Here is a 13,205-nt window from a genome sequence, read left to right on the forward strand (position 1 = left end):
AACTGCCGCAGGCTGCATCGCCTGATGCAGCCATGAACCCACCCAGACCCGACCAGGCAACCACATCCATGACGTGAATCCGACAGGCTGCTAGGTTGACCCCTATGCGAAAACCCGCCCGGAGCGCCCCGGTTCACGACCTTCCCGCCACCACCCTGCCCGGTCCGGGCGATGCCGCCGGGATGGAAGGCACGGTGCGCGCCGTCGATCGGGCGCTGGTGATCCTCAAGGCCTTCCACGAGGAGGATGGCGCGCTCACTTTGGCCGAGGTCGCGCGCCGCGCCGGGCTGCATCTGACGACGGCGCTGCGGCTGCTCGGGACGCTGGAGGGGCATGGCTTCATCACCCGCCTGCCGGCCGGCGGCTACCTGCTGGGTCCGACCCTGCTGCTGCTTGGCGATGTCTTCCGCCGCTCGCTGCGGCTGGAGGATCATGTGATGCCGGCACTCGACCGGCTGCGCGCCGAAAGCCGGGAAAGTGCGACCTTCTTCGTGCGCGAGGGCGACCAGCGCCGCTGCCTGTTCCGCCTGGATTCCCCCCAGCTTGTGCGCGACCACGCGCGGGTGGGGGAGGTGCAGCCCCTCGGCCGTGGCGCGCATGGCCGCGCGCTGATCGTGTTCGAGGACACCCCGCCGCCGCGGCTGCCGATCATCAGCCGGGGCGAGCGCCTGCGGGAGATCGCGGCCATCGCCGCCCCGGTGCTGGATGCGACTGGCGCGGTGGTGGGCTCGGTCGGGATCTCGGTGCCGCTCTATCGCTTCGATGCCGCCGCGGAGACGCTCTGCGCGCCGCTGGTGCTGCGCGAGGCGATCGCGATGACCCGCGCCATGGGCGGCGATCCCGCCCCGATCCAGGCGCTGGCTGCGAAGTGAACCGGGCTCGGCCGGCCTCGCGCGGCAGCGCCATGGCGGCGGTGTAGCGCAGTTCCAGCGTGGCGGTCATGCGGCTCCGGGAGGGCGGTGACCCATGGCACGGCGTTTGCTGCCCTGCCTTGCTATCTTCGGTGGCCAGGGAGTTGGGCTATGCAGGTTGGCGTCTTCATTCCGATCAACAACAATGGCTGGCTGACCTCCACCACCTCACCGCAGTACAAGCCAAGCTTCGCCTTGAACCAGACCATCGTGCAGCGTGCCGAACACTACGGGCTCGATTTTGCTCTCTCGATGATCAAGCTGCATGGCTTCGGTGGCCCCAGCCGCTTCTGGGATTATGGGCTGGACAGCTTCACCTTGATGGCCGGGCTCGCGGCGGTGACGACGCGGATCAAGCTCTTCGCCTCCATCGCCGTGCTGACCATGCCGCCGCCGATCGCCGCCCGCATGGCGGTGACCATCGACAGCATCGCCCCCGGCCGCTTCGGCGTGAACATCGTCTCGGGCTGGCAGAAGGCCGAATATGCCCAGATGGGCATCTGGCCGGGCGAGAAGCATTTCGCCAACCGCTACGGCTTCTGTGCCGAATACGTCACCATCATGCGCGAACTGTGGGAGACCGGGGTGTCGAACCACAAGGGCGAATTCTTCCAGATGGACGAGTGCCAGCTCCTGCCGCTGCCAAGCGCCGAGATTCCGATCATCTGCGCGGCGCAGAGCGACAAGGGCACCCGCTTCGCCGCCGAATACGGCGACTACAATTTCTGCGTCGGCTTCGGCGTGAATGAGCCGCAGCGGGTCGCGCCCTCCATCGCCCGGCTGGTCAAGGCGCGGGAGGAGACGGGGCGCGAGGTCGGCGCGCTGGTGATGCAGATGATCATCGCCGATGAGACCGACGAGGCCGCGATGGCGAAGTGGCAGCTCTATTGCGACGGCGTGGATCTGGAGGCGCTGGCCTGGCGCAACGAACAGGCGGGTGCGGACAAAAGCGCCGATCCCTTCGCCACCGCCAACCGCATGAAGCAGAACAGCGACGTCTTCCCGACCAACCAGGGCGTCTTCGTCGGCTCCTACGCCACCGTCGCGGCGCTGCTGGACGAGATGTCGGAGATCCCCGGCCTCACCGGCGTGATGCTGACCTTCGATGATTTTGTCATCGGCATGGAGCAGTTCGGCAGCCGCATCCAGCCCTTGATGAAGAGCCGCGCGCGGGCGACCGTGGCTGCATGACCGAATTCCTGACCATTGCCGCGGCCGCCGATCTGATCGCCGCGCGCAGGCTGTCCCCGGTGGAACTGACCGCCGGGCTCGTCGCCCGCGCCGAGGCGATCGATCCGCAGATCAACGCCTATCTCCGCCCCTGCTTCGATGCGGCGATGGACCAGGCCCGCGCGGCCGAGGCGGCGATCATGGCCGATGGCCCGCGTGGCGCACTGCACGGCATCCCTTATGGGCTCAAGGATGTCTATGACGCGGCGGGACTGCCGACCACCGGGCATTCGCGCTGCTACGCCGATTACGTGCCCGAGGAAGACGCCGCCACCACGGCCAGCCTGGGTGCCGCCGGCGCGGTGCTGCTGGGCAAGCTCTCGACGCATGAGGGCGCGCATGGCGGGCCGAGCTTCGACCTCGCCTGGCCCCCGGCGCGCAATCCCTGGAACCGCGAGCATTTCACCGGCGGCTCCTCCTCCGGTTCCGGGGCGGCGGTGGCGGCGGGGCTGATGCCCTTCGCGCTCGGCACCGACACCGGTGGCTCGATCCGCAACCCCGCCGCGCTCTGCGGGCTGGTTGGGCTGAAGCCCAGCTATGGGCTGGTCAGCCGGCGCGGGGTGATGCCGAATTCCTTCAGCTATGACCACGCCGGCCCGATGACCTGGACCGTGGAGGATTGCGCCATCGTGTTGCAGGCGATCGCCGGCCACGATCCGCGCGACCCGGGCAGCGCCAGCCGCCCCATCCCCGATTATCGCGCGGCGCTGACCGGCGACATCAGGGGCCTGCGCATCGGCGTGCTGCGCCATGTGTTCGAGGAGGACACCAAGCCCGCCCCCGCCACCAAGGCGGCGCTGGAAGCCGCCTTCGACGTGCTGCGCGGCCTCGGCGCCGTGCTGGAGGACGCGCGCATCCGCCCCATGGGCGAATACTTCGACGTGAAGGTCGTCGCCGCCGAAAGCGAGATCTTCTCCGTCCATGAAAAGGCCCTGCGCGAACGCCCGAATGATTTCGGCGAGGATTTCCTCGCCCGCATCCTGCCGGCGGTGATGATCCGCGGCACCGATTACGTTGCGGCCCAGCGCCTGCGCCGCGTCATGCTGGCGGAGTTCGAGGCGCTTTACGCGCGCTACGATGTGCTGGTCACCGCGGCACCCAGCATCGCGCCGCGATTGGACGCCTGGCGGCCGATCCATTTCTGGCGCAGCCATTCCTCGCTGGTCACCGCCTTCAATGTCTCCGCCGGCCCCGCGCTGGTGCAATGCATCGGCTATGAGCAGGGGCTGCCGATCGCCATGCAGATCGTGGGCCGGCCCTTCGACGAGACGATGGTGCTGCGCGTCGCCGATGCCTATGAGCGCGCCACGCCCTGGCGCGCGACGCGCCCGATGCTGGACCCCAAGGCGGAATTTTCCACCGCGCTGCCGCCGGTGCCGGACCCCGAGCCGGTGACGATCGGCCAGGCGGAGCAGGATGAGCTGCGCCTGCTCTGCGCGCGCGCCGGGGTGACCAAGCTGAACGACCGCAATTTTCGGCATCTGTGTTCGGCGGCACCGCTGATGCGCGCGATGCTGGACCGGCTGCAGCGCCCGGCGCGCTTTGCCGATGAGCCGGTCAACGTCTTTCAATATCTCGGATGACGCCGCCTGCCGAGGCGGTGGTGGACATCATCGGCCGTGCGCGGTTCCGTCCGGCGCTGCAAGGCTACCTGCCGCGCTAGCGCCGCCGACCGCCGATCATCGGAGTAAAGCCTCCCATTCGGGCCCCGGCGGAGGAAAAGGGGTACTCCCAAAACCCCATTAGGCAACCGGCCCCGACCTGCCACCATGGCCGCGCCGTTACACGCGCCGCATTCGACCGGATGGTTTGCCGCTGAAACCTTTCCTGCTGGCTGCAGAGGAGATCGGGGCTGTCTGGCGCCCATGTTCAGGAGAGATGCAGCAGTGTGGACCAAGCTTCATCTGGCACGGGCCTCCTGGACGTTGATCGACCAGGGGATCGTCAGCGCCGGCACCTTCGTCATCAACGTGATCCTGGCGCGATGGCTGTCCCAGCCGGATTACGGGACCTTCGCGCTGGTGTTCAGCGGCATCTTCACCTTGCAGCTGTTCACCAATTCGCTGTTGTTCCATCCGCTTCAGGTCAGGCTCGTCATCACCAGGCCGGAAGATCAGGCACGGCTGCTGAGCGCCAGCCTGATCCTGCTCACCATCCTCTCGCTCGGGCTTGGCGCGGTGCTGTTCGTCAGCCTGTTCTGGATCGGCCGCAGCGACCTTCTGCTGCCCGCGATGATCTGTTTCCTGCTCGGCCAGATCCAGGAAGCGCTGCGGCGGGGCCTGCATGCGACCTTCCGGCACCGGGCGGCGGTGCTGGGCGACAGCATCAGCGTGGGTGGCAGGACTCTCCTGATCCTCGGCCTCGCCTTGGCCGATGCGCTGACGCTTGAGGATGCGCTGATCAGCATGGCCGCGGCGTCCGGGATCGCGGCATTGGTGCAGGCGTTCCAGCTCGATCTGCGGCGCCGCGGACCCTTCCGGCTGGGCACGACCCTGGCGGAGTATTGGTCCTTGGGTGGCCTTTGGTCGCTGGGCAATGCGCTGCTGTCATCGCTGCGCCTGCAGATCCCGCTCTGGGCCTTGGCGATCGGCGCGGGCTCGGCCGCGGCTGCCTCGTTTCAGGCGGCGATGAATGTGGCGAACCTGTGCAATCCGATCATCGTGGGCCTTGCGAATATCATTCCGCAGACGGCGGCGCAGGCCAGGGTGAAGGGCAACGCCCATGCCTGGCGGGCCACGCGGGTCTATGTGGTGCTCACCATCCTGCCGCTCGCGCTGTATTCCGGCGCGGTGCTTGTCGCCCCCGAACTGAGCCTGCGGCTGCTGTACGGTGCGCAGTCCGAGTATCTGGGCCTGACCGAGGCGGTGCGGCTGCTGGTCATCGCGGGCCTCGCGGCGACACTGACCGAAGTCGTGATCGCCTTCCTGCATGGCATCGGCGAGGTGCCATCGGCGCTCGCGATCAATGCCATTGGTACAGTGGCGACGCTGGTGCTCGCCGTGGTGCTGATCGCCGATCTCGGGCTGACCGGAAGCTGCCTTGCCCTCATCGGGGGGAGTGCCGCGCGGCTGGTCGCGGCGCATTACGTATTGACCCAGGCCACGGCGGAACTCGGCCGCTACGGCCGGGCCGAACCCGGCCGCGGACATTCGACATGATCGTGACCGTGGTGACACCGACGTTGAATGCCGTCGCCTATCTGAAGGAATGCATTGAATCCGTGCGTGGGAACGCCTCCGGCGGGATCGAGGTCGAACACATCATCGCCGATGGCGGCAGCACCGACGGCACGCCGGAACAGGCGGCGGCCTGCGGCGTGCGGGTGCTGAGCCGGCCAGGCAGCGGCCTGTTCGAACGGATCAACCAAGCCTCCATGATGGCGTCGGGAGAGTTGATCGGCTACCTGGGCGCCGATGATGTGATGTTGCCCGGCGCCCTGGCCGCGGTCGTTGGCGCCTATGCCCGCGGCAGCCGGCGCTGGGTCGTCGGCGGCATCCGCTGGATCGATGAGGAGGGGCGAAGCCTCGGCGGACTCGCGGCACCCCCGAGCTGGATCACGCCGCGCATGCATGTCAGCCTCGGCTGGAATCCGATCATGCTGATAGGGACTTACTTCTCGCGTGATTTTTTTGCGCAGCTTGGCGGATATGACGTCGATTACCAGGTGAGCGGCGATTACGAGATGCTCGCCCGTGCCCTGTCGAGCGCACCCTACACACGGCTCGCCGTACCCGTGGCCTGCTTCCGAAGGACCGGGTTGAATCTCAGCGCGGTGCGCCATGTCCGGGGCATGCAGGAAAACCAGATGATCCTGTCGCGGTTCCGCCCGAAGTCGGAGCTGGAGCGCCAAGGCTGGCGCTATGGCATGAAGCTTTGGCTCAACCTGAGCAATCCCGAATGGCTGGCCTGCAAGCTCGCCGAACGCTGCGGCCTGCGTCCGCGCTCCCAACACGTCCTGCATTTCTGAACGCCGACGCCCTATTGCCCGCGCGACCCCGATAGTCCCGATCGGCGCGAATGGGCTACCCCCGATGCCGAATTCATCGACGTCCCAGCCAGCGCATAATGCCCATGGGGCCGAGAGAAGAAGCAGCAACCAGTGTCCCCCGGATACACCTGCTCAACGCCGCCGGGCGTGCGATCAAGGGACATAGGAATGGACAGCCACATCGCTACGGCACTACCGCGTGACGTCCACACTGCGGAGGTGCGCGGCTCGCCGGGCGCTGGCCGGCTGCGGCCCGGCGACCGCGTCACGCTGCGTCCGCCGGCGGAGATCCTGGCGGGCCTGGCGACGCGGCAGGACATGCCGTTCATGCCCGAGATGCTGCAGTTCTATGGACGGGCCTTCACCGTCGCCAAACGGGTCGAGAAGATCTGCGACACCATCTGCCCCGTTGCCAGCCGGCGCATGCAGGGCACCGTCTATCTGGAGGAGCTGCGCTGCGATGGCAGCGCGCATGGTGGATGCCAGGCCGAGTGCCGCCTCTATTGGCGGGAGGAGTGGCTGGCGCGCCTGAACCCGGACGCATCGCCGCGCAGGCCCGATGATGCGGAGGTGGCGGCCTTGCGTGCCGCAATCGAGGCCAACATCCATCCGCCCGGCGCGCCTGGCCTGTTCCGTTGCCAGGTGACCGAAGCACGCCGCGCGACGACGGCGCTTCCCGATTGGGATCTGCGGCAATACCTACGCGAGGTCACCAGCGGCAATACAACGCCCGGCCACGTGCTGCGCGTCGGCTTGCGCGCCATGCCGCAGGAACTCGTGCGGCTGGCCCGCAGCGCGACCCCGGCCGCGCTGCGCCCGATGGCCCGCGGATTGCGGGCGCGGATGCATCCCTCGGCCGCGCAACGCGAACGGCCCGCGCCGCTGGGGCTGCAAGCGGGGGAATGGGTGGAGGTGCGTTCGGCGGCCGAGATCAGGCGGACGCTGGACGCGCGCGGCTTCAACCGCGGCCTGTCCTTCTCCGGCCCCGAGATGCTGCCCGCCTGTGGCAAACGGTTTCGTGTACGCGCGCGCGTCAACCGCATCATCGATGAGCCGACCGGGCGGATGCTCGAGATGAAGCATGACTGCATCACGCTGGAAGGGCTGGTCTGCACCGGTGACCGCTCGGCCGGCCGTTGGTTCTGTTCGCGCGAAATCTATCCGTACTGGCGCGAGGCCTGGCTGAAACGCCCGAATGACCCCGAACCCGGCCCGTCAATGACGCCGCATCCGCCATCAGCGTCATGAAAGGATTCGACGCCATGCAAGACTGGTCCAGCCTGCCCGGCGGGGAGGTGGCCCCTGCGGCCACGAGGCCCGCGCGAAGGCCTGCGGGAACGAGCCGTTGCCGCGCCTGCGGCGGCACGCTGCATCCCTGGGTGGACCTCGGCATGTCGCCCTTGTGCGAAAGCTTCCTGAGCGCCGAGCAACGTGACGCCGCCGAGATATTCTATCCGCTGAAGGCGCAGGTCTGTGACACCTGCTGGCTGGCCCAGCTTGGCGAATATGTTTCGCCAGAAACCATCTTTGATGAATATGCCTACTTCTCCTCCTATTCGGAGGCATGGATGGCGCATGCCGCGGATTATGTGGGCGCGGTTGTCGCACGCTACGGGTTGGACGCGCAGAGCCAGGTCATCGAGGTCGCCAGCAATGATGGCTACCTGCTGCGCAACTTCGTGGCGCGTGGCATCCCGTGCCTCGGGATCGAGCCCGCCCGGAATGTCGCGATCGCCGCCGAGGCCGCGGGTGTTCCGACACGCGTCGCCTACTTCGGCACGACCCTTGCGGCCAGCCTGGCCGACGAGGGCTTGCGCGCCGATCTGGTGATCGGCAACAATGTGCTGGCGCAGGTGCCGGATCTGAACGACTTCACCGCCGGACTGCGCCATGTTCTGAAGCCAGAGGGCGTGCTGACGCTCGAATTCCCGCATCTGGCCAGGCTGATCGAGGGCAACCAGTTCGACACCATCTATCACGAGCATTTCTCGTATTTCTCGCTCGCTTCGATCGATCATCTGTTCGCGGCGCATGGTCTGCGCGTCTTCGATGTGGAGGAGGTGTGGACGCATGGCGGATCGTTGCGGATTTACGCGGCGCTGGAGGGCAGCGCCCATGTCGAACGTGACGCGGTCGGCAAGCTGCGGGTGCGGGAAGCGGCGGGCGGCGTGCGCGATCTCGCGAGCTACGCGGCCTTCGCGCGACGGGTCGAGGAGACCAAGGACGCGCTGCTGACCCTGCTGATCGGCTTGAAGCGCCAGGGCGCCCGGGTGGCGGGGTATGGCGCGCCCGGCAAGGGCAACACGCTTCTCAACTACTGCGGCATACGCGGCGATCTTCTGGCTTTCACCGTCGATCGCAACCCCTACAAATGGGGCCGGTTCCTCCCGGGGACGCACATCCCGGTGCTGCCGCCCACGGCCATCCAGGAAGAGCGGCCGGATTACGTGCTGATCCTGCCGTGGAACCTGAAGGATGAGATCGCGCGGCAACTCGCCCCGATCCGTGAGTGGGGGGGGCAACTCATCGTGCCGATTCCCCACCCGGAGATTCTCCCTTGGCCTGTCGATAAGGAAGCGATGCTATGAAGGTGGTGCTGTTCTGCGGGGGCCAGGGCCTGCGCATGCGCTCGGACAGCAACGGCAATGACCTGCCCAAGCCGATGGTGCCACTCGGTCCACGCCCCATTCTTTGGCACCTGATGAAGTACTACGCGCACTTTGGTCATAAGGATTTTATCCTTTGCCTCGGCTACAAGGGCGCGACCATCAAAGAGTTCTTCGCGAACTATCAGGAATGGATCTCCAATGACTTCGTCCTGGAGGGGGGAGGTCGCCGGCTCGACCTATTGAAGAGTGATATCGATGACTGGCGCATCACCCTTGTGGATACCGGCATCGAGTCCAACATCGGCGAGCGGCTGATGGCGGTGCGGCGCTTCCTTCAGGACGAGGAGATGTTCCTCGCCAACTACAGCGATGGCCTGTCCGATTGCCCGGTGCAGCCCGTCATCGACCGTCTGATCCAGACGGATGCCGTGGCGGCCTGCATGGTGGCGCGGCCGAACATCTCGGTGCATCTCGTCGAACATGCCTCCGATGGGCTGGTGCATGCCGTGCTCGATGCGGAGGAGGCGAACATGTGGATCAACGCCGGCTTCTTCGCCTTTCGTCGTGAGATCTTCGACTACATCCGCCCTGGTGAGGAACTCGTCCTTGAACCGTTCAGGCGGTTGATCGCAACGGGCAAGCTTGCGGCCTACCCGTACAGTGGATTCTGGCGTTGCTGCGATACCTTCAAGGATCTGCAGAACCTCGCGGCACTGGCGGCCTGCGGTCCGGCGCCCTGGGAGGTCTGGCGGCATCCTGTCCTGCGCCCGCCGCCGATGGAGGTCTTCACCTTCGACCATGCGGCAGCCAAATAATGTTGCGATTGACGTTTAATCTACCTCCCGGCCAGCCGTTGAACATCCTGTGCATCGGCGCCCATTCCGATGACATCGAGATCGGGGCGGGCGGCACGATCCTGGCGCTGCTGGCACAGCCGCGGCCGGTGCGGGTGCATTGGATCGTATTTTCCGCCTCCCCCCAACGAGCGCAGGAGGCGCGGGCGAGCGCCGCGGAATTCCTGACCGGTGCGGATGCCGCGCTGATCGAGGTCGAGGATATGCGCGACGGATTCTTCCCCGCGGAATTCCTCCGCGTGAAGGAAAGGTTCGAGGTGCTGAAACAGGCGTCGCGTCCCGACCTGATCCTGACCCATACGCGCGACGATCATCATCAGGACCACCGTTGCCTGGCTGAACTGACCTGGAATACCTTCCGGAAGCACCTCATCCTGGGCTACGAGATCCCCAAATACGACCCGGATCTCGGCAATCCCAACCTGTTCATGCCGCTTTCCAGCGAGGTCGCGGAACGGAAGGTTGCCGCCCTCATGCGGCATTTCAAAACCCAGCATGCGCGGGGCTGGTTCACCCCGGAGACGTTCCACGCCCTGATGCGATTGCGTGGCCTACAGGCGGCGGCGCAATCCGGGATGGCGGAGGCGTTCCATGGTCCGAAGCTTTGGCTGTGTTGACCCCGCCATCACCCCACCGCACCCGGCGGCCTGAACGGCGGCCAGCTCCGGTCCTTGTCCGATATCACAGTGACCGGGCGCGGCCAGGTGATGCCGAGGGCGGGATCGTCGTGGCGAAGGCCATCAGCGAAACCGGGGGCATAGGCGGTGTCCATCTGGTAGAGCACCTCGCAATCATCGACGAGCGTCTGAAAGCCATGCGCGCATCCCTTCGGGATGTAGAGCGCAAGATCGCCATCCTGACGCAGTTCGAACGCCTGCCATCGGCCCTTGGTCGGGCTGTCGGGGCGCAGGTCGGCGATGACATCATGGATGGCGCCGCGCACGCAGCGCACGAGCTTTGCCTCGGCATGCGGCGCACGTTGAAAATGCATGCCCCGCAGCGTGCCCGCCGTGGTGGAGACCGAAAGGCTCGCCTGAACGAAATCCCCCGCAAGGCCCTGCGCGGCGAAGGTCTCGCGGCAGAAGAGGCGGGCGAAGGCGCCACGGGCATCGCCATGCCAGTCCAGGCGGAGTCCGAAGAGCCCATCTATCTCCGTCGATTCGAAGCGCATCCGCGCGACCTCCCGCCTTCACCGCAATGGGGGCAGCATGTCGGATCCCGGTGAAGAACTCCACGCGCATGTGCGGGCGCTGTTCCCGCTGTGCCGCAGCATCACGGGCGCGGGCTTGCGTGACACGCTCGGCTATATCGCCCGCCATATCCCGCTGACCGTGACCGAGGTGCCGAGCGGCACCGCGGTATTGGACTGGGTGGTGCCGCCCGAGTGGACCGTGCGCGGCGCCTCGATTTTGGCGATGGATGGATCCACGATCATCGATTTCGACCGTCACACTCTTCATCTGCTGAACTACAGCGCGCCCTTCGAGGGGGAGGTCTCGCGCCTGGACCTTGAGGCGCATTTGCACAGCCTTCCGGCGCAGCCCGACCTCATCCCCTACGTCACCTCCTACTATCGCCGGGATTGGGGATTCTGCCTCGCGCATCGCGATCGCCTGGCACTGGGGGATGCGCGATACCGCGTCCGGATCGACACGGAACTCGCTCCTGGGAGCCTGAGTTACGGCGAATGTGTGCTGCCCGGCGAGGAGGAGGGCGAGGTGCTGATTTCCGCTCATAGCTGCCATCCCTCGCTGGCCAATGACAACCTCTCATCCATCGCCGTGGCGATCGATCTGGCACGGATCCTGAGCGCGCGGCGACGGCGCTTCACATGGCGCTTCCTCTTCGCGCCAGGCACCATCGGTGCGATCTGCTGGCTTGCCGCCAACCGTGACGCGGCGGCCCGCATCCGCCACGGCCTGGTGCTGACCTGCCTCGGTGATCCGGCGCCTCCAAGCTACAAGCGCAGCCGCCGACAGGATGCACCGATCGACCGCTATGTTGAGCATGTGTTGCGGGATGAAGGCTTTGGCGAGCGCATCCTGCCGTTCACCCCCACCGGCTATGATGAGCGCCAATTCTGTTCGCCGGGCTTCGACTTGCCGATGGGGTGTCTGATGCGATCCCCGGGGGGCAGTTTCCCGGAGTATCACACCTCGGCCGATACCCCCGATTTCGTTCGACCCGCGGCTCTGGCGGATTCGCTGCGTGTGCTCGACCGCATCGCGACGCTGATCGAGCGGGACGGTATCTTCGCAAGCAAGGCGCCTTATGGCGAACCGCAACTTGGCCGCCGTGGGCTGTATGACGGTGCGGCCACAGCGGCGTCGCGGCTGGCGTTGCTGTGGTCCCTCAACCTGGCCGATGGGCGGCATTCGCTGCTGGATGTGGCACAGCGATCGGGGCTGGCGTTTGCCGAGGTGGCGGATGCGACGGAGCGGCTGGTGGCAGCGGGGCTCGTTGTCCAGGGCTCAGGAACATGCGTGCCGGACGCAGGGTCATCCCTGTCACACCCATCATCATCGCGCTCTGCCGCGCGCCACCATCAGGAAAGGACCGTTCCGTGCGCATTCTCGTGACTGGCAGCATGGGTTATGTCGGACCCGGCGTGGTGGCGCATCTGCGCGCCCGCTTCCCGGAGGCCGAGCTGATCGGGCTTGATTCCGGCCTGTTCGCGACCTGCCTGACGACGCCGGGCCGGGCGCCCGAGACGCGCCTGGACGCACAGCGCTTCGGCGATGTGCGTGATGTGACCGTGGAAGATCTGCGCGAATGCGACGTGGTGATCCATCTCGCCGCCCTTTCGAACGATCCCATCGGCACGCGGTTCGAGGAGGTGACCGACGCCGTGAACCGCGCGGCCAGCCTGCATCTGGCAGCCTGCGCGCGTGAGGCCGGCGTCGGGCACTTCGTCTTTGCGTCGAGTTGCAGCGTCTATGGCTTCGCCGATGCGCAGGCGCGGCGCGAGACGGATGCGACGGCGCCGCTGACCGCCTATGCCCGCTCCAAGATCGGCACGGAGGAAGGTCTGCGGCAGATGGACCTCAACGGCATGACCGTGACCTGCCTGCGCTTCGCCACGGCATGCGGTTACAGCGAACGTTTGCGGCTGGATCTGGTGCTGAATGATTTCGTTGCCTGTGCCCTGGCCTCGGGACGCATCACGGTGCTGAGCGACGGGACGCCCTGGCGCCCGCTGATCGACGTGCGCGACATGGCGCGCGCCATTGAATGGGCGGCGACCCGCGACCCGGCGCGCGGCGGGCGCATGCTGGTGGTGAATGCGGGCTCGGACGAGCGCAACCACCAGGTGCGCGACCTCGCCGTGGCCGTGGCGCAGGCCGTGCCCGGGACGACCACGGAGATCAACACCGCGGCCCCCTTCGATCCGCGCTCCTACCGCGTGGATTTTGGCCTGTTCCGCGCATTGGCGCCGGAGCACCAACCGCGCTGCGACCTTGGCGAGTCCATTGCCGGCCTCGTCACGGGGCTGCGCGGCATTGGCTTCGACGACGCCGCGTTTCGCGGCTCGGCCAAGATGATTCGCCTCAACATGGTGTCGGCGCTGCTGGCCGAACAGCGCCTCGGGCCAGACCTGCGCTGGACCTAGGCG

The 13,205-nt window shown here is 66.8% G+C and carries 12 protein-coding genes; 11 read left to right on the forward strand and 1 reads right to left on the reverse strand.

From position 1 onward, the window contains the following. Positions 1 to 104 precede the first annotated feature (104 nt). From C8P66_RS17910 to C8P66_RS17950, 9 genes are all read left to right on the forward strand, one after another. Positions 105 to 872 (forward strand): IclR family transcriptional regulator, encoded by a 768-nt coding sequence (locus C8P66_RS17910; RefSeq protein WP_111399660.1) that lies wholly within the window; start codon positions 105 to 107, stop codon positions 870 to 872. A gap of 150 nt (positions 873 to 1,022) precedes the next feature. Next, the gene (gene rutA / locus C8P66_RS17915; RefSeq protein ID WP_111399661.1) at positions 1,023 to 2,102 is read left to right on the forward strand and encodes a pyrimidine utilization protein A; all 1,080 of its coding nucleotides are present in this window, start codon (positions 1,023 to 1,025) and stop codon (positions 2,100 to 2,102) included. Continuing rightward, on the forward strand, positions 2,099 to 3,724 hold the full coding sequence (locus C8P66_RS17920) for an amidase (protein ID WP_111399662.1): 1,626 nt from the start codon (positions 2,099 to 2,101) through the stop codon (positions 3,722 to 3,724). Before rutA ends, C8P66_RS17920 begins: the two co-directional genes overlap by 4 nt. 303 nt (positions 3,725 to 4,027) lie before the next feature. Then, entirely contained in the window at positions 4,028 to 5,299 is a 1,272-nt protein-coding gene (locus C8P66_RS17925) for a lipopolysaccharide biosynthesis protein (RefSeq protein WP_111399663.1), read from the forward strand. Beyond that, entirely contained in the window at positions 5,296 to 6,108 is an 813-nt protein-coding gene (locus tag C8P66_RS17930) for a glycosyltransferase (RefSeq protein WP_111399664.1), read from the forward strand. Before C8P66_RS17925 ends, C8P66_RS17930 begins: the two co-directional genes overlap by 4 nt. A 189-nt stretch (positions 6,109 to 6,297) precedes the next feature. After that, positions 6,298 to 7,377 (forward strand): hypothetical protein, encoded by a 1,080-nt coding sequence (locus C8P66_RS17935; RefSeq protein ID WP_211314193.1) that lies wholly within the window; start codon positions 6,298 to 6,300, stop codon positions 7,375 to 7,377. 14 nt (positions 7,378 to 7,391) lie between these two features. Continuing rightward, a complete protein-coding gene (locus C8P66_RS17940) occupies positions 7,392 to 8,717 on the forward strand; it encodes a class I SAM-dependent methyltransferase (RefSeq protein ID WP_111399718.1) in 1,326 nt (441 codons plus the stop codon). Next, positions 8,714 to 9,553, forward strand: a complete 840-nt coding sequence (locus C8P66_RS17945; protein WP_111399666.1) for a glycosyltransferase family protein — start codon at positions 8,714 to 8,716, stop codon at positions 9,551 to 9,553. Before C8P66_RS17940 ends, C8P66_RS17945 begins: the two co-directional genes overlap by 4 nt. 38 nt (positions 9,554 to 9,591) lie before the next feature. Continuing rightward, a complete protein-coding gene (locus C8P66_RS17950; RefSeq protein ID WP_245903656.1) occupies positions 9,592 to 10,209 on the forward strand; it encodes a PIG-L deacetylase family protein in 618 nt (205 codons plus the stop codon). An 8-nt stretch (positions 10,210 to 10,217) separates the two neighbouring features. Here the strand turns inward: C8P66_RS17950 and rfbC are convergent, their stop codons facing one another. Continuing rightward, on the reverse strand, positions 10,218 to 10,763 hold the full coding sequence (gene rfbC, locus C8P66_RS17955) for a dTDP-4-dehydrorhamnose 3,5-epimerase (protein ID WP_111399668.1): 546 nt from the start codon (positions 10,761 to 10,763) through the stop codon (positions 10,218 to 10,220). A gap of 37 nt (positions 10,764 to 10,800) precedes the next feature. Between rfbC and C8P66_RS17960 the strand changes: the two genes are divergently transcribed. Both C8P66_RS17960 and C8P66_RS17965 read left to right on the forward strand, forming a co-directional pair. Beyond that, positions 10,801 to 12,171 carry a DUF4910 domain-containing protein gene (locus C8P66_RS17960; RefSeq protein ID WP_111399669.1) on the forward strand — a complete coding sequence of 457 codons (1,371 nt, stop codon included), beginning with the start codon at positions 10,801 to 10,803 and terminating at the stop codon, positions 12,169 to 12,171. After that, positions 12,156 to 13,202 carry an NAD-dependent epimerase/dehydratase family protein gene (locus C8P66_RS17965; RefSeq protein WP_111399670.1) on the forward strand — a complete coding sequence of 349 codons (1,047 nt, stop codon included), beginning with the start codon at positions 12,156 to 12,158 and terminating at the stop codon, positions 13,200 to 13,202. The genes C8P66_RS17960 and C8P66_RS17965 overlap by 16 nt, the downstream gene beginning before the upstream one ends. Positions 13,203 to 13,205 lie beyond the last annotated feature (3 nt).

The sequence above is a fragment of the Humitalea rosea genome, from assembly GCF_003253705.1.
GTDB classification, from domain to species: Bacteria; Pseudomonadota; Alphaproteobacteria; order Acetobacterales; family Acetobacteraceae; genus Humitalea; species Humitalea rosea.

Excerpts from the sequence above, each read along its gene's own strand:
- C8P66_RS17910 (WP_111399660.1), top strand. The coding sequence starts at position 105 with ATGCGAAAACCCGCCCGGAGCGCCCCGGTTCACGACCTTCCCGCCACC.
- rutA (WP_111399661.1), top strand. The coding sequence starts at position 1,023 with ATGCAGGTTGGCGTCTTCATTCCGATCAACAACAATGGCTGGCTGACC.
- C8P66_RS17920 (WP_111399662.1), top strand. The coding sequence starts at position 2,099 with ATGACCGAATTCCTGACCATTGCCGCGGCCGCCGATCTGATCGCCGCG.
- C8P66_RS17930 (WP_111399664.1), top strand. The coding sequence starts at position 5,296 with ATGATCGTGACCGTGGTGACACCGACGTTGAATGCCGTCGCCTATCTG.
- C8P66_RS17935 (WP_211314193.1), top strand. The coding sequence starts at position 6,298 with ATGGACAGCCACATCGCTACGGCACTACCGCGTGACGTCCACACTGCG.
- C8P66_RS17940 (WP_111399718.1), top strand. The coding sequence starts at position 7,392 with ATGCAAGACTGGTCCAGCCTGCCCGGCGGGGAGGTGGCCCCTGCGGCC.
- C8P66_RS17945 (WP_111399666.1), top strand. The coding sequence starts at position 8,714 with ATGAAGGTGGTGCTGTTCTGCGGGGGCCAGGGCCTGCGCATGCGCTCG.
- rfbC (WP_111399668.1), bottom strand. The coding sequence starts at position 10,763 with ATGCGCTTCGAATCGACGGAGATAGATGGGCTCTTCGGACTCCGCCTG.
- C8P66_RS17960 (WP_111399669.1), top strand. The coding sequence starts at position 10,801 with ATGTCGGATCCCGGTGAAGAACTCCACGCGCATGTGCGGGCGCTGTTC.